Raw genomic sequence first — 23,290 nt, 5'->3', positions numbered from 1 at the left:
GACCAGTAACTGTGATGTCAAGCACATGACGAACTTCGGACGATCACGACAACCGGGAGCGCAGAACTCCCTTCAGGACCTTGAGGTTCGCGTTGCGCGGCAGAGCGTGGACGAGCTCGACCCGGGTCGGCTTCTTGTAGCCCGCGAGCCGAGACCGGACGTGGTCCACGACCTCGTCGGCGGTCAACGCACTGCCCTCCCTCGGCACCACAACCGCACACACGGACTCGCCCCAACGGGGGTGCGGCACTCCCACGACCGCGGACTCCACGATGTCGGGGTGGGTGTGCAGCACCCGCTCGACCTCAGCCGGGTACACGTTCATCCCACCGCTGATGATGAGGTCCGCCTCGCGCCCATCGACGTAGACGAAGCCGTGCGGGTCGACGTGTCCGAGGTCTCCGGTGTGGAGTCGTCCCTCGCGCAGGGCGGCAGCAGTCGCCTCCGGGCGCTCCCAGTAACCGGCGAAGAGCGAGGGTGACTCGACCACCAGCTCACCCACCTCGCCTGGTCCCACACGGCGCCCCGCGGCGTCGACGGGGTAGACGTCGGCCGGGGGCAGGGGCCGTCCGATCGTGAGGTGCGGGGACTCAGCCTGCGAGCCGGGACCGGGGTCTAGGGAGGTCGTCACAGTGACCGCAGCGAGCGTCTCGGTCATCCCGTAGGACTCCAGGTACACGGGACCCAGGGCGGCTACCATTGCCTCGCGCTGGCCAGCGGTCGCCGGCGAGGCCGAGTGGCACACGCCCGCCAGGCGCGCGGTCGCGGCGGGGCGGCGCGATGCCTCCGCCGCGAAGTCGTCCAGGTAGGGGGTGGGGACGAAGGTGAACGTGCTGCCGTGCTCCTCCATCCGGTCGAACCACCGCTCCACGGTCAGGTCCGGCTGCAACATGTCGATGCTGCAGCCCAGGTGGAGGTGCGGATAGACGAAGCCCCACAGCAGTGCGGTGAAGGACACGGAGCCGGAGAACGCGCAGGCGCCGTACGGCACCACACGGAAGGCGACGAGGTTGGCCCGTAGCGCCTCGAGCCCTGCTCGGTGGGTCATGACCGCGCCCTTGGGGTGGCCGGTGGTGCCGCTCGTGTAGCCGATCATCGCCACGTCGTCGGGTTCCACCAGGACGTCCGGCGCGTCGCTGGACCCCTGGGTGACCAGTGCCTCGTAGGCCGGGTTCGTGGCGGCACCGTCGCCGGGGCCGGTGTCGAGCACCAGGTCGAGCTCCCCGACGACCTCGGAACGGGCCACAGTCGCACCCACTCCGCTGCTGTGGGCGAGGGCGCGCGCACCACAGTCGCGCAGGATGTGGTCCAGCTCCTCCGTGCGGAACCGGGCATTGACGGGCACGACCACCAGTCCTGCCAGGGCTGCCGCGAGATGGGGCTCGAGCGAGCGCAGCCCGTCCTCCACCATGGCGACCACCCTGTCCCCGGGCACCAGCCCGCTCCGCGCGAGATGTCGCGCCAACCGGGAGGCCCGGTCGACCAGGTCGCTGTGGGAGCGCTCCCCGGAGCCTGCCCGCACGGCCACCCGGTCGCCGAAGCGGCGACCGAGCAGCACGACCTCGCGCAGCGTGTCCGGCACGACTCAGACTGCTTGTCCCGCGGCCGTACGAGCGGCGACGTACGGCGCCAACATCTCCAGCTCCTCGGGCGCCGAGAGCGGGATGCTGTACGTCGAGGAGTCGAGGATGCGATCCATGTGCTCGGCGACGGCCTCGGCCGAGACCACCTCGGCCGGATCTGCCTGCCAGCCTGCACCCAGGCCCGTGAAGACGCGGGCGAAGTGGCCCGCGCCGGCCGAGATCACCTGATGGGTCTCCCGGCACCGCTCGCTCGCCAAGTAGGCCACCAGCGGAGCGACGTGCTCCGGCGACAGCGCCTCCGGCGCGTCGAGCATGGACTCGGTCATGCGGGTCCGCGCCAGCGGACACACGACGTTGCTGAGGATGCCGTGCCGCTGCCCCTCGATCGCCACCACCTGGGCCAGGCCGATGACGCCCGCCTTCGCCGACCCGTAGGAGGCCTGGCCGAAGCTGCCGAAGGTGCCGGCGTTGGAAGACACGAAGACGAATCGTCCGTAGCCCTGCTCGCGCATCGCGCGGAAGGCCGGCTGGCTGACGTACGCCGCTCCGCGCAGGTGGACGTCCTGGACGGCGTGGAAGTCGTCCCAGTCGATCTTGCCGAAGCTCTTGTCCCGCAAGATGCCCGCGTTGTTCACCACGGCGTCGACGCGTCCGAATCTGTCGAGGGCCGCCGCGACCATGGCCTCGCCCCCTTCGGGGGTCGACACGGAGTCCTGGTTCGATGCCGCACGTCCGCCCAGGCCGAGAATCTCCTCGACCACGGCGTCCGCGGCCGAGGTCTGTCCGGTGCCATCGAGCGTTCCGCCCGTGTCGTTGACGAGCACGGCTGCCCCACGCCGGGCCAGCTCGAGGGCGTAGGCCCGGCCGAGCCCTCCTCCGGCGCCGGTGACGACGGCGACACGACCGGACAGCGAGACTTCTTCCACAGTGCTCTTCTCCTGGGTTGGGGCTGATGGATCCCGGCTTCGGATGGGCACCCGGGTCCGGGTCGGGGGGCAGGTCAGGCGAGGGCGGACTCGGGCAGGACACCCTCGAGGTCGGCCTTGATCTGGAGGGCCATGTAGGTGGAGTACAGGCGAGCCTCCATCAGCGCGCCCCCCATCACCCAGAAGCCGTCCTGGCGCGTGCGGACCCAGACATTCCTCATGACGTGGTTCTCGTCGAAGCCCCACACAGGCCCGACCCGCTCGGCGACCTCGTCGCCGAAGAGCAGCCGAATGCCCTCTTGCTGGTTCTTGTAGCCGGTCGCCAGGACCACTGCGTCGGCATCGATCTGGCTGCCGTCCTGCATCAGCACGCCGCCGGACACGAGCCGGTCCACGTCGGCGGCCTGGCGCACCTGAACCTGTCCGTCGATGATCAGGTCCGAGCACCCGACGTTGATGTAGTAGCCGCCCCCCTTGCGCAGGTACTTCATGTGGAAGCCGGTGCCGTCCGGCTCGAAGTCCGTGCGGAAGCCAGCGGCCTCGAGACCGGAGATCAGGTCACGATCCAGCTCGCAGGTCTTGCGGGTCAGCCACTGGTAGGTCTGCTTGAGGATCGGATACGGCGTGGCGGCCTGCACGAAGTCCACGTCCGCGGGATCGCGGTCGTCGGAGTAGGCGGCGTAAACCATCGTCCCGCAGGGGTCGAGGCTGATCACGGCCGTCGGGCTGCGCTGGATCATGGTGACAGCGGTGGCGCCGTTCTCGTGGATGTCCTGCGCGATGTCGTGGGCACTACTGCCGGTGCCGAAGACGACGACCCGCTTGCCCTCGTAGTCGCGTCCGCCGCGGAACCGGCTGGAGTGCAACAGCGAGCCCTCGAAGTCGTCGGCGCCGGGAATGTGCGGGACGTTGGGGACCCCACTGTGACCTCCCGTGGCCAGGACCACGTGCGGGGCCGTCTTGACCACCTCGGTGCCGTCCTGGCGCCGGATGCGCACGCTCCACCGGCCGCCCGCCTCGTCACGCTCCCCGTGAAGCACCTCGGCGCCCGTCCAGACGTTGAGCTCCATTGCTTCGGCGTACGACTCCAGCCAGTGCGCCAGCTTGTCCTTTGGCAAGAAGGCCGGCCACGTCTCGGGATAGGGCATGTAGGGGAGGGTGTTGGTGGCGACCTCGTTGTGCAGAGTCAGGGAGTGGTAGCGGTTGCGCCAGTTGTCGCCGACCCGGTCGTTCTTCTCGATGATGAGGACGTCGACGCCCATCTGCCGCAGCCGGGCGCCCAGGACCAGTCCCCCCTGACCGGCGCCGACGATGATGACCTCGGGCTCGCGGTCGGCGAACTGCAGTTCGCGAAGCCTGCGGTCGAGCCAGTTCTCACGACCGACCTCGTGCTCGCGGCCCTTGGGACGATTGGCCCCCGTACGGTGCTCGAAGCCGCGCAGCGACTGCAACGTGGTGAGCATGATCCAGATGCGGGGCTCCCCCGAGGGGTCGTCGAGTCGCAGCCGCACGTAGGCGGTCCCGTGTCCCACCGCCGTCTCGTACTCCAGGTACCCCTCGAGCACGTCGACGCCCGAGCGGCGGGTGAAACGCGGACGCGCCCTGAGGGTCGAGACCTCGACCTCCTTGGGACGGGCATGGTCAAGGGTCCGACCAAAGGCCTCGGCGATCTCCCCGCGACCGGCGAAGGTGCGATACCGCCAGGTGAAGGCCAGGTAGTCCATCCAGTAGCCGTCGTCCGCGAACAGCGCGGCCAGCTGGTCGGGGTCGCCGTTGGCCAGGCCCACGCGCAGCCCCTCCGCCCACCGAGCCAGGGCCTCGGAGGCCGCCAGGTCGCGCTCGAGCTGCGTCGCGACGACGTCAGTGCTGCCCACGTTGTCCTTGGTCACGACGAGGACCCTACCTAATGATTGCTTGGTTGTCAGCCGACAAACGACCAAGCGCTTGGACAAATCCATGGGATACCCTGTGACATCCTCGGAAAGGCAGCATTCATGAGCGTGAGCACCACCCCCACCCGGACCGCCGCAGCCAAGAAGGCGCGAGGCGGCGTCGACCGTCGTGGCGAGCTCATCCAGATAGCCGGCCAGCTGTTCGCCGAGAAGGGCTTCCTCGCAACGACCATCCGTGACATCGCCGATGCTGCGGGCATCCAGTCAGGCAGCCTCTACTACCACTTCGAGTCCAAGGAGTCGATGGTCGAAGAGCTGATCCGTCAGTACTGGACCACCCTGCTCGAGCGCTACCGAGCAGTGATCGATGCCGACCTCGACGCGACCGAGACCGCGCGCGGCCTTATCCGCGCGTCGGTGCTGCTGCTGGACGAGTGCGAGCTCGCCCTGCGCCTCATGCTCAACGACTGGAACTACCTGTCGGAGATCTTTCCCTTCATGGAGGAGAGGCTCGAAGAGTGCCGCGAGCTCTGGCTCGAGACCCTCGACCGCGGCGTCTCCGCCGGCGAGTTCAGCACCTTGGTGGACCCGCTCATCACCTACCGCACCGTCATGAGCGCAGTGAGCGGCACGGCACGGTGGTTCCGTCCCGGCGGCCAGCTCAGCGTCGAGACCCTGGCCGACGAGATGGCCAGCGTGTTCATGGCCGGCATCATCGCCCGGCCGTAGCAGGACGAAGACGCCGGCCGCGGCGTCAGCGCACCTCGAACACGTCGTAGCGGACCTGTCCTGCCGCGGTGTCGATGGACCCCTTGCCGACGAACAACCGGGTGTTCATCCAGGCGTAGCGAGCATCCTCGACCTCGAACGTGATGGCTGTGTACATGGTTGCACCGTCCAGGCCCTGGGAGGCATCCCCGCGCCCCTGGTACTCCATGTAGACGAAGGCGCCGTCGTCGGTCCGCAGGGCCATCCGCACGTCCGGGATGGCGGTGCCGTCTGGACCGATGAGCAACCAGTCCGCCGCCGAGTCGCCACGTTGGGACGCCGCGAAGCGTTCGCCCTCGCAGCGACCGTCACGGACGCCTACCACCACCCGCTGACCGAGCGGCGTACGGCCAGCAAAGTCGGGCTTGGCGGCCAACGGGGTCGCGGTGAACGTGAAGAAGGGAACGAGCTCCATGGTGTCTCCTGTCGATGGGTGCAACGTGTGGGGTGGGTTGGTCCGGTCAGGTTCCGAGGATGTGAGCGGAGGAGACGGCGGTGCTGCCCTTGATCAGTCCGCCGCCGCACTGCAGGAAGGCCCGGCGCGCGCCGGCCACCTGACGGTCACCGGCCACCCCTCGAAGCTGCTGGACGGCTTCGTAGACCTGGGCGACGCCCGTGGCCCCGATGGGGTGGCCACGGGCGACCAGCCCGCCCGACGGGTTGACCGGCATTGCTCCATCGATCCGTGTGCGACCATCCATGGCCCAGGCCATCTCGTCGCCGGGCGGACAGATCCCGGACTCCGCCCAGGACACGATCTCCCCCGGTGACGTCGCGTCGTGCAGCTCGGCGAAGTCCATCTCCCGGGGGCTGAGGCCCGCCTGCTCGAAGGCGGCGGCCGCGGAGTACTCGTGCGAGTCCGACGGACCGTGGGCATCGGCGGGCAGGGACCGCAGTTGCGAGGCCAGAATCGACACGTCGCGAGAGTCCCTGACCGCGGGTGCGGCCGTGATGACGGCGGCGGCGGCCCCGTCACCGACGGGGGAACACATCAGCACGGTGAGCGGACCGAGCACGTGCCGGGCGGCCAGGATCTCCTCGGCCGACCGGGGAGTACGCCGCTGGGCCAGGGGGTTCAGTGAACCGTTGTAGTGCGCCTTGGACGCCACCTCGGCGAACGCTTCCGGCGTGACACCGCGCTCGTTCATCAGGTAGTCGGCGACCTTCGCGTAGCGGTCGATGAAGGGGCTGCGACTCACGCCGGCCCCCTCCCCGAAGTCCTGGTGGTCAACGTCCATCCCACCCATGAATGCCTTGAAGCTGAGCTGCTTGTCCGAGGAGTAGAGCTTTTCCGCGCCCACCACGAGCACTGTGTCGTACTGACCGCCCGCGACGGCGCTCCAGCCCAGGTGGAAGGCGTTCCCGCCGGAGGCGCAGGCGTTCTCAACGTTGTTGACCGCCAGCGGCCCGGCACCCATGTAGTGGGTCACCGTCTCCCCCCGGATCGAGTGCTGGCCGTACATCACGCCCGCTGCCACGTTCCCGAAGTAGACGGCCTGCACGTCATCGAACGTGACGCCGGCGTCCTCGAAGGCCTGGTTGATCGCGTTGGCAGACAGGTCCTTCAGGCTGGTGTCCTCGAACCTCCCGAACGGGGTCATGCCGACTCCGCGCACCACTGTGTCCCTCATGTTCACTCCCTGTCGTCGTTGTCGCTGGGCACGTGCGTGCCCTTCACTCGTGCGTGGGGCCGAAGGCGCGGGCGTACCTGGCGTCGTACCGCCCGTCGGCCGTGCGACCGCCGTCGACGACCAGGCACTGTCCTGAGATGAAGCTGGCGTCGTCGGAGGCGAGGAAGGCCACGGCAGCCGCTGCCTCGTGCGGCTGCCCCTGACGACCCAGGGGCTGCATCAGGTCGCGCCGACGGCGCAGGTCGGGGTCGTCGCCGAAACCGCCACGCACCATGGAGGTGTCGATGACGCCGAGGGCGACCGCGTTGGACCGGATCCCCCGGTCGGCGTAGCGGACCCCGAAGTGTCGCGAGACCGCGATCAGGGAAGCCTTGGTCGCCTCGTAGGAGAGCGAGTAGCCACTGGAGATCAGGCCGGCGATGGAGGTGACGAAGACGAAGCTCCCCTGCCCGCGCTCCATCATCCCGGGCAGCGCAGCCTGCGCGACGAGCCAGTGCGACCGGACGTTGACGTCCTGCACCCACTGCCAGTCCTCGACCGTTTGGGTGCGTCCGGGGAACCCTCCGGTGACGCCGACGTTGGCCACGACGACGTCGAGCGGTCCGACGAGGTCCTCCGCCGCCGCCGGCAGCGCGGCACAGTCCTCAACCGAGGACGCGTCCGAGCGGAGTGCGACCGCCCGGTCGTCACCGATGGCGGCCACAGTGTGCTCGGCTCGGGCGAGGTCGACGTCGGACACGGCCACGGTGGCGCCTTCGGCCGCGAGCCGCAGCGCGATCTGGGCGCCATTGGCGCTGAGGTCGTCGGAGCCGTTGGCGCCTCCTCCCACCACCAGGACACGCCGCCCGTCGAATCTGCCCTCGCCCATCCCCACATCCCGTCAATTCGCTAGCCAAGCAAGCGCTTGGCCCGTACCCTAGCACGGTGCCGACCTCCGCTTCCGTACCGTTGCCCACGTCGCCTCAGCCGTCCACGCGGCGTCCCGGGTTGGACGCCTTCCGTGCAGAGGCCCACGACTTCGTCGCTGCCCATCACCCGTTGCGCGCCGGGGCCGAGTCGCCCTCGGACGAGGACTTCAGCGTGCTTCCCGAGAAGACAGCGGCGCTCGAGCAGCGCGAGCTCGAGAGCGCATTGTCATGGCGCCGGACGGCGTACGACGCTGGGTTCGGCTGGATCGACGGTCCCGTCGAGCACGGCGGCCGGGGTCTCCCGGCGGCGTATGCCTCGGCCTACCGCGACGTGGAGCGCCAGTACGAGGTGCCGGACGAGGCCTACACGCGCTTCAGCGTGGCGATCCTGTGCCCCACGCTGCTGAGCCACGCCAGCGCCGCCCTGCGCGAAGAGGTCCTCACCCCTCTGCGCCGCGCCGACACCGTCGCGTGTCAGCTCTTCTCCGAGCCGGACGCCGGATCGGACATGGCTTCCGCACGAACCCGGGCCACGCGTGACGGCGACTCCTGGGTCGTGGACGGACAGAAGGTATGGACGTCGGGGGCCCACTACAGCCGAGTCGGCCTGCTGCTCGCCCGCACCGAGCTCGGCACCCGTCGCAACGCGGGCCTGACGGCCTTCCTCATCGACATGGACCAGCCAGGCATCGAGGTGCGGCCGATCCGACAACTCACCGGCGGGTCGTCCTTCAGCGAGGTCTTCCTCGACGGTGCACGCGTGCTCGACACCCGCCGCGTCGGGGACCTGGGCGCCGGGTGGCAGGTCATCAGCACCACCATGCGATACGAGCGCGCCATCATCGGGACTGATGGCGGGGTCGATCTCCTGCTGGCGCGTCGCCTCGTCGACCTGGCCCGGTCCCGCGACTGCTGGGACGACCCGGGCATCCGCGACGCCGTGGGTGAGATCGTGGCGCACGGGCGTGCTGCCGCCCTCATGACCCAGCGCTTCCTCGACCAGGCGGACGACTCCGGGATACCTGGACCGGAGATGTCGCTGTCGAAGCTGATGCTCACAGACAACCTCCTGCGGATCTCCAGTACCGCCCAGCGCGTCCTCGGCACCGGCTTCGCCACCGACTCAGGCGAGGCTGCGACGTACGCCTGGCACCAGCTCGCCCTGACCACCGAAGGGCTCCGTACTGGTGGAGGCACCGACGAGATCATGCGCACGATCGTCGCGCAGCGCGTCCTCGGCCTGCCCCGCTCCTAGCCCCAGTCGAGAACGACACGACGACCGATCGACAGACCCAGACAAGGACGCCATGACCACCACACCCGCCCAGCTCTTCGCCCTCGACTCGTTGCTCAGCGACGAGGAGCGCGACATCGCCACCACCGTCCGCAAGCTGGTCGACGAACGGCTTCGGCCCGAGGTCGCTGCCTGGTACGAGGTCGGCGAGATCCCCGCGCGCGAACTGGCCCAAGAATTCGGCCGCCTCGGTCTGCTGGGCATGCACCTGACGGGATACGAGTGCGCCGGGGCGAGTGCGACCGCCTACGGTCTCGCCTGCCACGAGCTCGAGGCCTGCGACTCGGGACTGCGCTCACTGGTCTCGGTGCAGGGCTCCCTTGCGATGTTCGCCATCTGGCGCTTCGGCTCCGAGGAGCAGAAGGAGCATTGGCTCCCCGCCATGGCCGCCGGCCGGGCGATCGGCTGCTTCGGTCTCACCGAGCCGGACTTCGGCTCCGACCCTGCGGGCATGCGGACCCGGGCTGTGCGGGACGGCTCGGACTGGGTGCTCAACGGAGCCAAGATGTGGATCACCAACGGATCGGTCGCCGACGTCGCGGTCGTCTGGGCGCAGACCGAGGAGGGCATCCGGGGATTCGTCGTCCCGACCGACACCCCGGGCTTCACGGCACCGGCCATCAAGAACAAGCTCTCGCTGCGCGCCTCGGTCACGTCGGAGCTGGTCCTGGAGGAGGTACGACTGCCCGCCGATGCCATGCTCCCCGAGGCGAAGGGCCTCTCCGGCCCACTGTCCTGCCTCAACGAGGCACGCTTCGGCATCGTCTTCGGCGCATTGGGCGCAGCCCGTGACTGCCTGCGGACCACGCTGGACTACACCGCCACGCGTCGGATCTTCGACCGCCCGCTGGCCGGGTACCAGCTGAGTCAGGCCAAGCTGGCGGACATGAGCCTGGAGTTCGGCAAGGGGATGCTGTTGGCCCTCCACCTCGGTCGCCTCAAGGACTCCGGCGCGTTACGACCCGAGCAGGTGAGCCTGGGAAAGCTGAACAGCGTCCGGGAGTCGCTCACGATCGCGCGGGAGTGCCGCACGCTGCTCGGTGCCGCCGGCATCACGGGTGAGTACCCGCTCATGCGGCACGCCAACAACCTGGAGTCCGTTCTCACCTACGAGGGAACGTCGGAGGTGCATCAGCTCGTGATCGGTCGGGCGCTCACCGGGGAATCAGCCTTCCGCTGACTCCGACGGAGGACCTCTCGTCTCGCGGGCGCCCGTGGACCCGTGGGCGGGACGGCCGCTGCGAGAGGATGAGGGATGCCTGCGATCTCCCCGACCGACTCCGTCACCGTGCTCGACGGCGGTCTCTCCACCGCGCTCGAAGGGCTCGGCGCCGACCTCGGCTCCTCGCTGTGGACGGCCCGTCTGCTGAGTGACGACCCCCAGCTGGTCGTCGCGGCCCACCGCGCCTACTTCGACGCCGGCGCCCAGGTCGCGATCGCGGCCAGCTACCAGGCCAGTGTCCCCAGCCTCGTGGACGCCGGGTTCGATGCGGCCGAGGCCGCCCGGCTCATCACGTCGAGCGTCACCCTCGCCCGGCAGGCGCGGGACGAGGCGGCGGAGCACAGCGGTCGGCGTCTCTTGGTCGCCGCCTCGGTCGGGCCGTACGGCGCGGTGCTGGCCGACGGCTCGGAGTACCGCGGCCGCTACGGGCTCTCCGCGTCCGAGCTGCGCGACTTCCACGCGCCGCGCCTCGAGCTGCTCGCCTCCTCCGCTCCCGACCTCTTCGCCGTCGAGACAATCCCGGACGTCGAAGAGGCCCGCGTCCTGGTGGAGCTGCTGGACGAGGTCGGCATCCCCGCGTGGTTCACCTACTCGGTCCGGGAGGGCCGGACGTGCGCCGGGCAGTCGCTGTCCGAGGCGTACGACGCCCTCGCGGGCTCCTCATCGATCCTCGCCGCCGGCGTCAACTGCTCCCACCCGGACGAGGTGCTCGACGCGGTGCGGACCAGCGTGACCGCCACCGGCCTGCCCGCGGTCGCCTACCCCAACAAGGGCGGCAGCTGGGACAGCGCGACCCGCACCTGGGAGGGCGCGTCCGGCCTGGACGCTGCCTCCGTGAGCGCGTGGGTCGAGGCAGGGGCGCGCTACGTCGGCGGGTGCTGTGGCACCGGGCCGGTCGACATCGAGGCGCTGGCCGCGGCGCTCGCGGGTTGAGCCCCGACCGGGATCAGGTCAGCGCGGCCAGGAGCTCGGCCTTGGACTTCCTCGAGTAGCCGGCGAGTCCGCGCGTGCGGGCCTCGGCGCGGAGCGCGGTGACCGTCCAGCTGTCGTCGGGGCCGGCCTTGGCTGCCGGGCCGGGGGTGGACTCCGCCGGCGTCTCGACCTCCACGACCTCCGCCGCAGGGGCCACCTCGTCCGGCTGGGCCGGCGCGTCCGGGGCCACCGCCAGGGTGGGTCGGGACACCCCGACCGAGGCCTTCGGCGCCGGCTGCTGCGCCTTGGCCAGCTTCTTCTCCAGCTTGGAGACCTTGCTGCTCGATGCCGCAGCCTCGGCCCGGTCCTTCTTCGCCCGCTTCATCCACTTCGCGGCCTTGGCCTCGGCGCTCGCGACGGCCGCCTCGAGCTTCTTGATGCGGCCCTCCAGCTTCTTGGCGACCGCCTTGAGCTGCGCCTCGCGTGCCGACGCCGCGTCCTTCTGCTTCTTCACCGCATCCTTCTTCGCGGTGTCCTTCTTCGCGGCCTTGCTCGGTGCCTGCTTCTTCTTCGCGACGGTCTTCTTCGCCATGTCCACCTCCGGGTTGGCCCCCATCATGACCGGCCGATGGGGTCATGACCATGGGCGGTGACCAGCATGCGGGGGCGGGAGCTCTGCGAGTTCGGTGTGGGTTCGGTGTCACCGGGTGGCACCGAACCCACACTCAAGGGACCCGCTGGTGGCGGGCGAGCACGAATCGGGAGACACGAACGAGCCGCTGCGTCCAGTGGCCGCCCCGAATCTAGGGGAGCGCCACGCGACACCGCCTCCTCCGGTGCGAGGTGGACGAGACTGTCGGGCATGCAGCAGATGAGCCTGCGTCAATACATCGACTCCCTGGCTCGGGAGGGGTACACCGTCCGCGACGACCACGGTGACGACCCGGTCCTGATCAGGCCTGATGGGCGGGCGGTCGAGACATGGCGGGACAACTACCCGTACGCCGAGCTCATGAACCGCAACGACTACGAGGTGGAGAAGTACCTCCTCCAGATCGAGCTCCTGAAGTTCCAGTACTGGGTCCAGGACACCGGCCAGAAGCACGTCATCGTGTTCGAGGGACGCGATGCCGCGGGGAAGGGCGGGACGATCAAGAGGTTCATGGAGCACCTCAACCCCCGTTCCGCCAGAGTCGTCGCGCTGACCAAGCCCACCTCGACCGAGCTGGGGCAGTGGTACTTCCAGCGCTACGTCTCGCACCTCCCGACCTTCGGCGACATCGTCCTGTTCGACCGTTCCTGGTACAACCGCGCGGGCGTGGAGCGGGTGATGGGCTTCTGCGACGAGGAGGAGTACCGCACCTTCATGGGACAGGCCCCGCTGTTCGAGCAGATGCTCCTCGAGGCGGGTGTGAACGTGACGAAGCTGTGGTTCTCGGTGACCCAGCAGGAGCAGCGGACACGATTCGCCGTCCGCCAGCTCGACCCGGTCCGGCGCTGGAAGCTCTCCCCCATGGACCTCGAGAGCCTCGACAAGTGGGAGGCCTACACGGAGGCCAAGGAGGAGATGTTCCTTCGCACGGACACTGACCACGCGCCTTGGTACACGGTCAAGAGCAACGACAAGAAGCGAGCCCGGGTCAACGCCCTGCGGCTGTTCCTCAGTCTGGTCGACTATGAAGGGAAGGACCCGCAGGTGGTCCTCCAGCCCGATTCGAAGCTCGTCCGGCGGGGACGCGGGGCCATCGGCGACTGAGCGCCTCCGGTGACCGGGAGTGACCGGCGAGGCGAGAGCCAGCCGCGTCCGCGGCGATGCGTCCGGAAGACGCCGCCATTGACGCGAGTGTCGCTGGGACGGTGCCAGTCGTGCCGACATGACGCCTCGTGCGCTTGTCAGTCCATCCGCTCGGCCCGCTCGGCAATTCCCACCAGCATGCGGCGCATCATGGGGAAGTCTCCGATCTCCATCAGCAGCACGGTCACCGGCAAGAACGGCCCTGGGTCGTAGCGTGCTTTCAAGCGGGTGCCAAGACGGGTCCGCCCGCTCCGTCCGCTGTCAGTCGCCACGCCCAGGTCGAGTCGGGCTTGCTCCACACAAGTGAGCGAGGCTCATCGAGACTCGCGACCCGAAACGCCGTCCGGTCGTCCGCCGTGGCGGTCATCGGTGCCGCCAGGTCCCCGACCGACAGGGATTGGAACTCCTCGAGGACTTCTTCGGTGCTGGGTCGGCCGAGGTTGACGAGCAGGTCATACGAGTAGAAGCCGGCGCGTCCGTAGCCGACCTGCACGATCCAGGGCCACACCCTGTCCGGGGAAGCGGCGATCGAGATCGCTCGCGTGGCAACGAAACCCGCTCCGTGCAGGAGGTCGTCGCCCGGCATCGGACCGGAGACCTCGTCGTGGGTAGCGCCCCACGTCAGGTGCCACGATCGGTAGCGCGCCACCGCTGTGACCGCACCGCCGACCGCAGCGAGCGCGACCAGCGTCCGCCGGATCCACCGCTGGACCTTCCGAGGCACCATGCTCGACCACATCATGCGTCCAGCATCGAACCAAGTGAGCAGGGCTGCGACAAGCCAACAGGCGGGGGGGTCTGGCCGCCCCTCAACCCACGCATGCGGCCTTGTAGTTGCCCCGTCGAGCACTGCTGCCGCGGAGGACGTTTGTGTGGAGCAGCCACTCCGTCGACGACAGCACGAAGGCCCCCGCCCTGCATCTCTGCAGGTCAGGGGCCTTCGGTGGAGCCGCCTGTCAGAATCGAACTGACGACCTAATCATTACGAGTGATTCGCTCTACCGACTGAGCTAAGGCGGCGTGCTGCCCGGCTGAGGTCAGGACCGGCCGGGCAACTCGAGAAGGATAACGCCCGACCGTGCGGCGGTCGAAATCACCCCGCGTCCGCCTCAGCAGTCGGTCGGGTCGGCCGGCACGTCGCCGTCGAGGAGGTAGTCCTCGATCGCGGTGTCGACACACTCGTTGCCCGAGTTGTACGCCGTGTGGCCGTCGCCGTCGCGACGCAGCAGCACCCCGGACTCGAGCTGCTCGGCGAGGGCCTCGGCCCACTTCAGCGGCGTCGCCGGGTCGCGCGTCGTACCCGTGACGAGGATCGGGGCGGCGCCCTCGCCGCGGATGTCGAGCGGCTCCTCGCTCGAGCGGAGCGTGAACGCCCCACAGGTGGACTGCGACCAGGCGAAGATCCGGCCGAAGGTCGGCGAGGCCTCCTCGAAGTCGGCGTACTGGTCGGGGGCGTCGGCGAACGGGATCGACGACGGGTCGTCCAGGCAGTTGATGGCGAGGTTGGCCTCGACGCTGTTGTCCGTGAATCCCCCGGGCCCGCGCGAGGAGTAGAGGTCGGCCAGCTCCATCAGCGCCTGGCCGTTGCCGTCGAGGGCGCTGCCCAGGGCGGCGCTCAGGATGAACCAGTAGTCGCGGTTGTAGAGCGGCGCGACGATGCCGTAGAAGGCGTTGCCGATGGCCAGGTCGCGGTCGCCGCTGGTGGGCAGCGGGGACTCCTCGATGTCCGCCAGCAGCCCGTCGATGGTGGCCAACCCCTCGTCGACGCTGTCGCCGAGGAAGCACGAGTCGGTGGTGTCGATGCAGTTCTGGACGTAGGCGCGCAGGGCGGTCTCGAAGCCCTCGGCCTGCTCGAGCCCGAGCTGGCGGTTGTCCAGCGAGACGTCGACGGCGCCGTCGAGCACGAAGCGCCCGACCCGGTCGGGGAAGAGCTCGGCGTAGGTCGCCCCGAGCTTGGTGCCGTAGGACGCACCGAGGTAGGTCAGGGTCGACTCCCCCAGCGCGGCCCGCAGCACGTCCATGTCACGGGCGGCCTCGGTCGTGGTCACGTGGCCGGCCACCTCGCCCGAGGCGGCGCACCCTGCACCGAAGGCGCGCACGTCCGCGGCGTACTCCTGCTCCTCGGCCGCGTCGTCGGGGTCGGGGTCACCGGCGAGGTAGGCGTCGAGGTCGTCGTCGCTGATGCAGTCGACCGGGCTGGACTCCCCCGTGCCACGGGGGTCGAAGCCGACGACGTCGAAGGCTCGCAGCAGCGGCTCGCGCAGGACCTGGCCGGCCAGGGCGGCGTAGTCGGTGCCGGGAGCCCCCGGGCCTCCGGGGTTGACCACCAGCGAGGCCTGCGCCTCATCGGTGGCCCGCACCCGCAGCAGCGCGAGGTCGATCGTGTCGCCCTCCGGCTCGGCGTAGTCGACCGGCACCGTCAGCGTCGCGCACTCGCGGTCGCCCTCGCAGGTGGACCAGTCGACCTGCTGGTCGTAGAAGGACTGGAGCGCGGCCGACGGCGCCTCGTGCGCGTCGGCGGCCTCCTCGCGCTCGACCCGCGGGGCCTGCGTCGAGGACGAGCCCGAGGTCGGGTCGGCGAAGGAGTTCCAGATGACGACCGCTCCCGCGCCGACGGCGAGGAACACCATCGCCACCACCACGACCAGTGCCACGACCTTCTTCATCGACCCGCCCCCGTCGGCAGCTTGAGCGCCACCATCATCGACTCCAGTGCCAGCTGCGGCTGCACGTTGAACTCCAGCATCTGCGTGCGCGCGGTGAAGATCGCGTCGATCATCCGCAGCAGCTCCTCCGGGGTCACGACCCGCGCGATCTGCGCGACGTCGGCCCGGAGCTCCTCGTTGACCAGGTCGCCGGGTGCGCCCACCGACACGGCGATCGCGTCGCGGTAGACCGACACGAGGTCCATCAGCGCCCGGTCGACCACGTCGAGGACCCGCCGCTTGGCGCGGGTCTTCTGCCCCTTCTCCAGGGCGTTGAGCGCCGGGGCGTACTCCCGCGGTCGCCGACCGCGGGCCTCCACGCCGTACGCCGAGTCGAGATCGGCCTTCTCGCGTGCGTCGAGGTCGGCCGTCTGCACCTCTGCCTCGACCTTGCTCACCTCGACCACGTTGGTGGCCGCCGTCATGCAGGAGCCGAGCGTGGTCAGGCGGGCGGGCAGCGAGACGACCTCGCGGCGCCGGCGGCGGGTCTCCTCGTCGCGGGCGAGCGCCCGGGCGCGGCCGATGTGCCCCTGGCTGGCTCGCGCGGCGTGGGCCGCGAGCTCCTCGCCCACCCCGACCGAGCGGACCAGGAAGGCCGCGACGTCGACCGCAGTCGGCGTCGTCAGCGACACCAGCCGGCAGCGGGAGCGGATCGTGGGCAGGACGTCCTCGGTCGTGGGGGCACAGAGCAGCCACACGGTGCGGGCCGTCGGCTCCTCGATCGCCTTGAGCAGCGCGTTGCAGGCCTGGTCGGTGAGCCGGTCGGAGTCCTCGACGATCATGATCTGCCAGCGGTCGCCGGACGGGGCGAGGGCGCTGCTGCGGACCAGGTCGCGCACCTCGTCGACGCCGATGGAGAGCTTCTCGGTGCGGATGATCCGGACGTCGGCGTGGCTGGAGGCGAGCACGGTGCGACACGACTTGCAGGTGCCGCACCCGGTGCCGGTCTCGCACTGGAGCGCGGCCGCGAAGGCGACCGCGGCGTTGGAGCGACCGGACCCGGGCGGTCCGGTGAAGAGCCAGGCGTGGGTCATCCCGTCGCCGCCCGCCGCCCGGCTGAGCGCCTCGATCACCGGCCGCTGGCCGACCAGGTCGTCCCACACGGTCACGGCAGCAGCACCTCCACCCGGGCGCGGATGGCGGCGGCGATCTCCTCGATCGGGGCGCGGGCGTCGAGCACGACGTAGTGGTCGGGGTCGGCCGCGGCCAGGTCGAGGAAGCCCTGCCGGACCCGCTCGTGGAACTCCACCGACTCGCCCTCGATGCGGTCCCGCTCGGTGAAGCGCCCGAGGCCGGCCTCGGGGGCCAGGTCCAGCACCACGGTCAGGTGCGGTCGCAGGTCGCCGGTCGCCCAGCGGTTGACCCGCTCGACGTCGGCGAGCAGCAGGTCGCGGCCGGCGCCCTGGTAGGCGAGCGAGGAGTCGACGTAGCGGTCGGTGATGACCACCTCACCGCGGGCCAGGGCCGGGAGCACGACGGTGTCGACGTGCTCGGCCTTGTCGGCGGCGTACAGCAACGCCTCGGTGCGGTGCGAGAGCTCGCCGGTCTCGGGGCTGAGCACGATCCGCCGCAACGCCTGCCCGACCGGGGTGTCGCCCGGCTCGAAGGTGAGCAGCACGGTGTGGTCACGCTCCTCGAGCCACGTGCGCAGCAGCCCCGACTGGGTCGACTTGCCCGCGCCCTCGCCACCCTCGAAGCAGACGAAGACGCCGGTGTCGGCATAGACGCGTCGGCTCACGCGCACACCCTACGGGCGGGCACCGACGGCGCCGGACGCCGAGCGGACCACCCGGCGTACGGAAACACGGGTGACGTCGGGCGTGCGGCGCGCGCAGACTCCTCCCATGACCCCGATCGACGGCCTGCCGGAGGGCCTCACCGCCCGGCCCCTCACCCACGACGACGCCGAGGCGGTGACCGCGGTCGTGGCCGCCGAGGAGGTGATCGACCTCGGCGAGCCCGAGGTGACCGTCGAGGACGTGCTGTCGGACTGGCTGCGACCGAGCTACGACATCACGGAGAGCACCGTCGGCGTCCTCGACGGCGACCTGCTGGTGGCGTACGGCGACCACAGCGGCCCGGACATCGGCTACACGGCCGTGCTGCCGGCGTACCAGGGTCGTGGCATCGGTACGGCGATCGCACACTGGCTGCAGGCCAAGGCCCGGGCCGCCGGGTCCCCCCGCATCGGCACCCAGGTGGCGGAGGGCAGTGCCGCCGACCGGCTGCTGGCCGACCTCGGCTACGAAGTCCGCTGGACCGCGTGGGACCTCGAGCTGCCCGCCGATCGAGAGATCAGCGCCCGCCCCCTGCCCGACGGGTTCACCCTCCGCGACGCCGAGGACGCCGACCGGGAGGCGGCCTGGACCCTGGTCGAGGACTGCTTCCTCGAGTGGTCCGACCGCGAGCGGATGAGCCTGGCCGACTTCGGCGCCCGGGTCTGGGACCGCGGGGGGTTCGAGCCCTGGAACCTGCGCCTGCTGGTCGCGCCGGACGGGGAGGTCGTCGGGGCCACGCACGTGTTCCTCGCCGGCGAGGGCGGGTACGTCGCCCGGATCGCGGTCCGCCCCGACCACCGGGGCCGGGGCCTCGCCCCGCCGATGCTGGTCGACGCGTTCGCCCGGGCGCGGGAGCACGGCGCCGTCCGCTGCTACCTCTCCACCGACACCCGGGCGGGGGCGCGGGGGCTCTACGAGAAGGTCGGCATGGAGGTCGCGTCGACCTGGGTGAACCGGGCCATCACCCTCTGATCGGCCCTAGGCTGCGGCCACGGGCAGGCACGAGGGGGACGGCATGACGACGGACGCTGCGGCGACGGCACCACCGGGTCGGCTGGCCGACGACTGGGGTCGCCGCGACCGGGTCGCCGGGTGGGTCCTCGTCGGCGCCTGGACCGCGCTGCTCGTCGCCACCCTCCTCACGGGCCACCGGATCTCGGACTTCGGCCGGCTCGAGGGGCTCGTCGCCGCCGGTGAGGTGACCGAGGTCGAGGTGGTCGGCGGCTTCGCCGGCGCGGAGGACTGGCAGGGCTGGGGCGGTGCCGAGGTCCGGTGGCGAGTGGGGTGGGTCGTCCACACGGCCGAGGTGACCGAGGCCAGCAACGAGCGCCAGGCCGCCCGGGCCCGAGAGCAGGGCGATGCCGACAGGACTGTGGTCGTGGGCAGTGTCGAGGACCACCTGGCCCGACTCGATCCCGACGTCGCCTTCGTCCGCGGCGAGCCGCGTAACCCGTACTCGACGGTGGTCGGGCTGAAGGCCCCGGGATGGGTGGGCCTGATCTACGTCGTCCTGCTGGGCGCGACCCTGGTGCTCAACGGCGGCCCCCGACCGTGGCGCGCGACGAGGTGGGCGTGGGTCTGGCTGGTCCTGCTGGTGCCGCCGTTCGGCATCGCGGCGTACCTGGCCCTCGGCGGCCCCACCGGGCTCTTCCGTCCCCGCGATCCCCGACGGGTGTTGCTCACCGGCGGCTGGGCGTTCCTGCTGGCGCTGCTCCTCGGCGGCGGTTCCACCGCCGCCTGAGGACGGAGACACGCGGACACAACCCCTGTCGGCCCACGACCCCGACCGGGGTCGGGCGGGGATCAGGCGGGTTGTGTCTGCGTGTCTACGCGAGGCAGCGGGAGGTCAGGCCTTCTTGGCCGCGGCCTTCGTCGTCTTCTTCGCAGTGGTCTTCTTGGCGGTGGTCTTCTTGGCCGTCGCCTTCTTCGCGGTGGTCTTCTTGGCGGGCGCCTTCTTCGCACCCTTGGCGGCCTTCTTGGCCGGACCCTTGTCGCGCCGCTCCTGGAGCAGCTCGGCCGCCCTCTCGGGAGTGATCGACTCGACGGTGTCGTCCTTGCGCAGGGTGGCGTTGTACTCGCCGTCGGTGACGTACTCCCCGAAGCGGCCCGCCTTGACGACGATCGGCTGCCCGGAGACCGGGTCGTTGCCGAGCTCCTTGAGCGGCGGGGTGGCCGCGCCACGGCCGCGCTGCTTGGGCTGGGCGTAGATCGCCAGCGCCTGGTCGAGGGTGATGTCGAAGATCTGGTCCTCGGACGTGAGCGACCGCGAGTCGGTGCCGCGCTTGAGGTAGGGCCCGTAGCGGCCGTTCTGCGCGGTGATCTCCTCGCCGTCCTCGCCGGCACCGACCACCCGCGGCAGGGAGAGGAGCTTGACGGCCTCCTCCAGCGACACGGTGTCGAGCGTCATCGACTTGAAGAGCGAGCCGGTGCGCGGCTTGGCCGACTTGGGGGCGTCCTCGGGCAGCTGCTCGGTGACGTAGGGGCCGAAGCGGCCGTTCTTGGCGACGACGACCAGGCCGGTCTCCGGGTGCTCGCCGAGCACCTGCTCCTCGCCGGCCGGGTTGGCCAGCAGCTCCTTGGCCTTGGCCACGGTGAGCTCGTCGGGCGGCAGGTCGTCGGGCACGTTGGCGCGCACGGTCGCGCCGTCGCCCTCCTCCTCCGGACCGGGAGCCTCGACGTACGGGCCGTAGCGGCCGACCCGCAGCACGATGCCGGAGTCCTCGCCGATCGGGAACGTCGCGAGCTCCTTGGCGTCGATGTCGCCGAGCTCGTTGACCAGCGTCTTGAGGCCCTCGACGTCGCCGGTGCCGTAGTAGAACTCGCCGAGCTCGGTCTTGCGGTCGCGACGACCGCCGGCGATGTCGTCGAGCACGTCCTCCATGAGCGCGGTGAACTCGTAGGAGATCTGCCGCGGGAAGTGCTCCTCGAGCAGCCGCACCACCGAGAACGCGAGCCAGGCCGGCACCAGCGCCGAGCCCTTCTTGTAGACGTAGCCGCGGTTGACGATGGTGCCCATGATCGAGGCGTACGTCGAGGGGCGACCGATCTCGCGCTCCTCGAGCTCCTTGATCAGCGTCGGCTCGGTGTAGCGGGCCGGGGGCTTGGTCTCGTGGCCCGCTGCGGTGACCGACGCGGCCGAGATGGCCTCGCCCTGCTCCAGGTTGGGCAGGCGGGTCTCCTGGTCGTCACGTGCGGACGCAGCGTCGTCGGTGCCCTCGACGTACGCCTTGAGGAAGCCGTGGAACGTGATGACCCGACCGCTCGCCCCGAAGACGACGTCCTCACCGGTCGCCGCGGCGCCGCCGAGGCGGATCGAGACCGTGTGGCCGGTGGCGTCCTTCATCTGGGAGGCGACGGTGCGCATCCAGATCAGCTCGTAGAGCCGGAACTGCTCGCCGGTCAACCCGGTCTGCGCGGGGGTGCGGAACGAGTCGCCGGCGGGCCGGATCGCCTCGTGCGCCTCCTGGGCGTTCTTGACCTTGGACGTGTAGGTCCGGGGGCTGTCGGGGACGTACTCCGCGCCGTACAGCTCGCGCACCTGGTCACGGGCCGCCTCGACCGCGGCGCCGGAGAGCGTCGTGGAGTCGGTACGCATATAGGTGATGTAGCCGCCCTCGTAGAGGCGCTGCGCCACCGACATCGTCACGCTCGAGCTCATGCCGAGCTTGCGACCGGCCTCCTGCTGGAGGGTGGTGGTGCGGAACGGGGCGTACGGCGAGCGGCGGTAGGGCTTGGACTCGACCGAGCGGACCTCGTACGTCGTGTCCTCGAGCGCCGCGGCCAGGGCCTCGGCGCGGCTGCGGTCGAGGTGGACGAGGTCGGACTTCTTGAGCTGGCCGTCGGGACCGAAGTCGGAGCCGCGGGCGACGCGGGCGCCGTCGACGGAGTGCAGCTTGGCCGGGAACATCCGCTGCTCGTGCGTGCTGCCGGCGTCGAAGGTGCCCTCGAGGTCCCAGTAGGAGGCCACCCGGAAGCGCATCCGCTCGCGCTCCTTGTCGACCACCAGGCGGGTCGCCACGGACTGGACGCGACCGGCGGAGAGGCCGGACATGACCTTCTTCCACAGGACCGGGCTGACCTCGTAGCCGTAGAGGCGGTCGAGGATGCGGCGGGTCTCCTGCGCCTCGACGAGGTGCATGTCGAGCTCGCGCGGGCTCTCGGCGGCGGCGAGGATCGCGGGCTTGGTGATCTCGTGGAAGACCATCCGCTTGACCGGGATGCCCTTCGGGTCGAGCTCGTCGAGCAGGTGCCAGGCGATCGCCTCGCCCTCGCGGTCCTCATCGGTGGCGAGGTAGAGCTCGTCGGCGTCCTTGAGGAGCTTCTTGAGCTTGGCGATGTGGCTCTTCTTGTCACGCGGCACGACGTAGTAGGGCTCGAAGTCGTGGTCGACGTCGACCGCGAGACGACCCCACGGCTTGTCCTTGATCTTGGCCGGGGTGTCCGCCGCGTTGTTGGGCAGGTCCCGGATGTGACCGATGGACGACTCGACGACATACCCGCTGCCGAGGTAGCCGCCGATCATCTGCGCCTTCTTGGGCGACTCGACGATGACGAGCTTGTGTGCCACGTGATTCCTGCTTCCTGATTCGGTGATGCGCGGCAACCGTAGCGCTCCGGGGCGACAACTCCAGCCGGGGCGACCGGCGGCGGGCACCGGCGCGGCGTACGACGCCCCCGGGCGAGGCGGGCCCGGACCCCCTCTCCCCGGGCACGGCACGGGCCCCACGTCGATCGACGTGGGGCCCGCTCCGGGGGGTGGATCAGAACTCGACGTCCTCCAGGTACAGCTTCCCGATGGCTGCCGTCGTCACCGGGTTGAAGTCGGGGGTGTCGTTCTCGACGATGTACTCCTCGACCTGGTGACGCCTGAAGATCGCCGGGAAGTCGATGACCCCCATGCCGAGGTCGGCCATGTCGCCCGGCTGCTCGTCCCCGAAGAGCGCGAGCGCGTCGTCGCCGTGCCGGTCCTTGACGTGGTACTGCCGCACCTCGAGCGGGGCCGTGCGGATGACCTCGTTGGCGAAGGCCAGCGGATCCGCCTCGAGGAGGTTGACCCCGGCGGTGTAGGCCCAGTAGAGGTCGACCTCGAGGTGCACGAGCCTCGGGTCGAGCTCGGACATCAGCACCTCCCACGGCGTCGTGCCGTCGGGGAACGTGATCGTGAACTCGTGGGCGTGGTTGTGGTAGCCGTAGCGGAGGCCACGCCTGCGTGCCGCCGCCGCCTCGGTGTTCATCTGGTCGGCGAGGTCCTGCCACGCGGCCTTGTCCGGCGAGTTGAAGTACGGGACGTTGAGGTACTTCTGCCCGAAGGTGTTGGCGTCGTCGAGCTTCTTGTTGAGCGCGGCCGCGTCCCTGTTGCTGACACCGTCGTGGCTGGAGCTGGCCCAGATGTCGCGCTCGTCGAGCAGCGCCTTGAGCTGGGCGGCGCTGTAGGAGTAGAGCCCGGCACGCTCGACCCGCTCGTAGCCGAACTTGGCCAGCTGGTCGAGGACCAGCTTGATCTGGGTGTCCGAGGTCATCGCCGACCGCAGCGTGTAGAGCTGGATGCTGATCCGGTCGGTGGCCACCTCGTGGCTGCGGCCGTGGCCCCGGCCCCGGCCACGACCCTTGCCGTGGGCGGCCGCTGGCGTCGCGGCCCCTACGCCGGCGCCGAGGGCGGCGGCGCCCGCGGCCCCCGCGAAGGCGCCGCGGATCAGGTTGCGACGGCTCGCCCCCTGCCTCTCGAGGGACTCGCGCAGCGCGCCTTCTCCGTCATGTCCGGAACACATCTCAGGCCTCTTCTCGGGGCGCCGGGCGCGCCCGTGTCGGTGGTGGGTGGCCTCGAAACTAGGAGGGTGACGGACATCACGTCAACGATCGCGCAACTTTTGCATGAA

Annotated in this window: 20 protein-coding genes and 1 tRNA gene; 7 read left to right on the top strand and 14 right to left on the bottom strand. The window is 70.3% G+C overall.

What is annotated here, in order from left to right:
- Positions 1 to 43: 43 nt before the first annotated feature.
- The 3 genes from DAE25_RS00675 to DAE25_RS00665 form a co-directional block, all read right to left on the bottom strand.
- Positions 44 to 1,582, bottom strand: coding sequence for a class I adenylate-forming enzyme family protein (locus DAE25_RS00675; protein WP_107764350.1), 1,539 nt, complete (start codon positions 1,580 to 1,582; stop codon positions 44 to 46).
- A gap of 3 nt (positions 1,583 to 1,585) precedes the next feature.
- Positions 1,586 to 2,509: an SDR family NAD(P)-dependent oxidoreductase gene (locus DAE25_RS00670; protein WP_107764349.1), complete on the bottom strand. Its 924-nt coding sequence runs from the start codon at positions 2,507 to 2,509 to the stop codon at positions 1,586 to 1,588.
- A 74-nt stretch (positions 2,510 to 2,583) separates the two neighbouring features.
- Positions 2,584 to 4,398, bottom strand: coding sequence for an NAD(P)-binding domain-containing protein (locus tag DAE25_RS00665; protein WP_107764348.1), 1,815 nt, complete (start codon positions 4,396 to 4,398; stop codon positions 2,584 to 2,586).
- A 111-nt stretch (positions 4,399 to 4,509) separates the two neighbouring features.
- Between DAE25_RS00665 and DAE25_RS00660 the strand changes: the two genes are divergently transcribed.
- Positions 4,510 to 5,130, top strand: coding sequence for a TetR/AcrR family transcriptional regulator (locus tag DAE25_RS00660; protein WP_159083495.1), 621 nt, complete (start codon positions 4,510 to 4,512; stop codon positions 5,128 to 5,130).
- Positions 5,131 to 5,155: 25 nt separating this feature from the next.
- Here DAE25_RS00660 and DAE25_RS00655 read toward each other — a convergent pair whose 3' ends face one another.
- From DAE25_RS00655 to DAE25_RS00645, 3 genes are read right to left on the bottom strand one after another with little or no spacing between them, the layout of a single operon-like run.
- The gene (locus DAE25_RS00655) at positions 5,156 to 5,584 is read right to left on the bottom strand and encodes a DUF3237 domain-containing protein (RefSeq protein ID WP_107764346.1); all 429 of its coding nucleotides are present in this window, start codon (positions 5,582 to 5,584) and stop codon (positions 5,156 to 5,158) included.
- A gap of 46 nt (positions 5,585 to 5,630) precedes the next feature.
- The gene (locus DAE25_RS00650; protein WP_159083494.1) at positions 5,631 to 6,800 is read right to left on the bottom strand and encodes a thiolase family protein; all 1,170 of its coding nucleotides are present in this window, start codon (positions 6,798 to 6,800) and stop codon (positions 5,631 to 5,633) included.
- Positions 6,801 to 6,843: 43 nt separating this feature from the next.
- Positions 6,844 to 7,668 carry an SDR family NAD(P)-dependent oxidoreductase gene (locus DAE25_RS00645; protein ID WP_107764344.1) on the bottom strand — a complete coding sequence of 275 codons (825 nt, stop codon included), beginning with the start codon at positions 7,666 to 7,668 and terminating at the stop codon, positions 6,844 to 6,846.
- Between the two features lie 56 nt (positions 7,669 to 7,724).
- On the opposite strand from DAE25_RS00645, the gene DAE25_RS00640 reads away from it, so the two are divergent.
- From DAE25_RS00640 to mmuM, 3 genes are all read left to right on the top strand, one after another.
- The gene (locus DAE25_RS00640; RefSeq protein ID WP_107764343.1) at positions 7,725 to 8,963 is read left to right on the top strand and encodes an acyl-CoA dehydrogenase family protein; all 1,239 of its coding nucleotides are present in this window, start codon (positions 7,725 to 7,727) and stop codon (positions 8,961 to 8,963) included.
- Positions 8,964 to 9,015: 52 nt separating this feature from the next.
- The gene (locus tag DAE25_RS00635; protein WP_107764342.1) at positions 9,016 to 10,182 is read left to right on the top strand and encodes an acyl-CoA dehydrogenase family protein; all 1,167 of its coding nucleotides are present in this window, start codon (positions 9,016 to 9,018) and stop codon (positions 10,180 to 10,182) included.
- Between the two features lie 75 nt (positions 10,183 to 10,257).
- Entirely contained in the window at positions 10,258 to 11,157 is a 900-nt protein-coding gene (mmuM, locus tag DAE25_RS00630; RefSeq protein ID WP_107764341.1) for a homocysteine S-methyltransferase, read from the top strand.
- A gap of 13 nt (positions 11,158 to 11,170) precedes the next feature.
- On the opposite strand, the gene DAE25_RS22980 is transcribed toward mmuM, so the two are convergent.
- A complete protein-coding gene (locus DAE25_RS22980; RefSeq protein WP_159083493.1) occupies positions 11,171 to 11,728 on the bottom strand; it encodes a hypothetical protein in 558 nt (185 codons plus the stop codon).
- Positions 11,729 to 11,998: 270 nt separating this feature from the next.
- Between DAE25_RS22980 and ppk2 the strand changes: the two genes are divergently transcribed.
- A complete protein-coding gene (gene ppk2, locus DAE25_RS00620; protein WP_107764340.1) occupies positions 11,999 to 12,892 on the top strand; it encodes a polyphosphate kinase 2 in 894 nt (297 codons plus the stop codon).
- 259 nt (positions 12,893 to 13,151) lie between these two features.
- Here ppk2 and DAE25_RS23435 read toward each other — a convergent pair whose 3' ends face one another.
- From DAE25_RS23435 to tmk, 5 genes are all read right to left on the bottom strand, one after another.
- Complete coding sequence (locus DAE25_RS23435; protein ID WP_199907379.1) at positions 13,152 to 13,517, bottom strand: hypothetical protein; 366 nt, start codon at positions 13,515 to 13,517, stop codon at positions 13,152 to 13,154.
- Between the two features lie 358 nt (positions 13,518 to 13,875).
- Positions 13,876 to 13,951 (bottom strand) — tRNA-Thr (locus DAE25_RS00610).
- Between the two features lie 89 nt (positions 13,952 to 14,040).
- Positions 14,041 to 15,597, bottom strand: coding sequence for an alpha/beta hydrolase (locus DAE25_RS00605; RefSeq protein WP_107764339.1), 1,557 nt, complete (start codon positions 15,595 to 15,597; stop codon positions 14,041 to 14,043).
- Complete coding sequence (locus tag DAE25_RS00600; protein ID WP_107764338.1) at positions 15,594 to 16,745, bottom strand: DNA polymerase III subunit delta'; 1,152 nt, start codon at positions 16,743 to 16,745, stop codon at positions 15,594 to 15,596. The genes DAE25_RS00605 and DAE25_RS00600 overlap by 4 nt, the downstream gene beginning before the upstream one ends.
- Positions 16,742 to 17,374, bottom strand: coding sequence for a dTMP kinase (gene tmk / locus DAE25_RS00595; protein WP_107764337.1), 633 nt, complete (start codon positions 17,372 to 17,374; stop codon positions 16,742 to 16,744). The genes DAE25_RS00600 and tmk overlap by 4 nt, the downstream gene beginning before the upstream one ends.
- A 106-nt stretch (positions 17,375 to 17,480) precedes the next feature.
- Between tmk and DAE25_RS00590 the strand changes: the two genes are divergently transcribed.
- A complete protein-coding gene (locus DAE25_RS00590) occupies positions 17,481 to 18,386 on the top strand; it encodes a GNAT family N-acetyltransferase (protein WP_107764336.1) in 906 nt (301 codons plus the stop codon).
- 43 nt (positions 18,387 to 18,429) lie between these two features.
- On the top strand, positions 18,430 to 19,155 hold the full coding sequence (locus DAE25_RS00585) for a hypothetical protein (protein WP_107764335.1): 726 nt from the start codon (positions 18,430 to 18,432) through the stop codon (positions 19,153 to 19,155).
- A gap of 105 nt (positions 19,156 to 19,260) precedes the next feature.
- On the opposite strand, the gene topA is transcribed toward DAE25_RS00585, so the two are convergent.
- A complete protein-coding gene (gene topA / locus DAE25_RS00580) occupies positions 19,261 to 21,981 on the bottom strand; it encodes a type I DNA topoisomerase (protein ID WP_107764334.1) in 2,721 nt (906 codons plus the stop codon).
- A 193-nt stretch (positions 21,982 to 22,174) separates the two neighbouring features.
- The gene (locus DAE25_RS00575; protein WP_107764333.1) at positions 22,175 to 23,182 is read right to left on the bottom strand and encodes a sugar phosphate isomerase/epimerase family protein; all 1,008 of its coding nucleotides are present in this window, start codon (positions 23,180 to 23,182) and stop codon (positions 22,175 to 22,177) included.
- Between the last annotated feature and the right edge of the window lie 108 nt (positions 23,183 to 23,290).

The sequence above is a fragment of the Nocardioides terrigena genome, from assembly GCF_003047265.1.
Taxonomy (GTDB): Bacteria; Actinomycetota; Actinomycetes; order Propionibacteriales; family Nocardioidaceae; genus Nocardioides; species Nocardioides terrigena.
This window is presented reverse-complemented; position numbering and strand designations above follow the sequence as displayed.

What these genes read in the sequence shown, in the direction of transcription:
- DAE25_RS23435 (WP_199907379.1), bottom strand. Translation starts at nt 13,517, where the DNA reads ATGCCGGGCGACGACCTCCTGCACGGAGCGGGTTTCGTTGCCACGCGA.
- DAE25_RS00645 (WP_107764344.1), bottom strand. Translation starts at nt 7,668, where the DNA reads ATGGGCGAGGGCAGATTCGACGGGCGGCGTGTCCTGGTGGTGGGAGGA.
- mmuM (WP_107764341.1), top strand. Translation starts at nt 10,258, where the DNA reads ATGCCTGCGATCTCCCCGACCGACTCCGTCACCGTGCTCGACGGCGGT.
- DAE25_RS00575 (WP_107764333.1), bottom strand. Translation starts at nt 23,182, where the DNA reads ATGTGTTCCGGACATGACGGAGAAGGCGCGCTGCGCGAGTCCCTCGAG.
- DAE25_RS00585 (WP_107764335.1), top strand. Translation starts at nt 18,430, where the DNA reads ATGACGACGGACGCTGCGGCGACGGCACCACCGGGTCGGCTGGCCGAC.
- ppk2 (WP_107764340.1), top strand. Translation starts at nt 11,999, where the DNA reads ATGCAGCAGATGAGCCTGCGTCAATACATCGACTCCCTGGCTCGGGAG.
- DAE25_RS00655 (WP_107764346.1), bottom strand. Translation starts at nt 5,584, where the DNA reads ATGGAGCTCGTTCCCTTCTTCACGTTCACCGCGACCCCGTTGGCCGCC.
- DAE25_RS00590 (WP_107764336.1), top strand. Translation starts at nt 17,481, where the DNA reads ATGACCCCGATCGACGGCCTGCCGGAGGGCCTCACCGCCCGGCCCCTC.
- DAE25_RS00650 (WP_159083494.1), bottom strand. Translation starts at nt 6,800, where the DNA reads ATGAGGGACACAGTGGTGCGCGGAGTCGGCATGACCCCGTTCGGGAGG.
- DAE25_RS00635 (WP_107764342.1), top strand. Translation starts at nt 9,016, where the DNA reads ATGACCACCACACCCGCCCAGCTCTTCGCCCTCGACTCGTTGCTCAGC.
- DAE25_RS00605 (WP_107764339.1), bottom strand. Translation starts at nt 15,597, where the DNA reads ATGAAGAAGGTCGTGGCACTGGTCGTGGTGGTGGCGATGGTGTTCCTC.
- DAE25_RS22980 (WP_159083493.1), bottom strand. Translation starts at nt 11,728, where the DNA reads ATGGCGAAGAAGACCGTCGCGAAGAAGAAGCAGGCACCGAGCAAGGCC.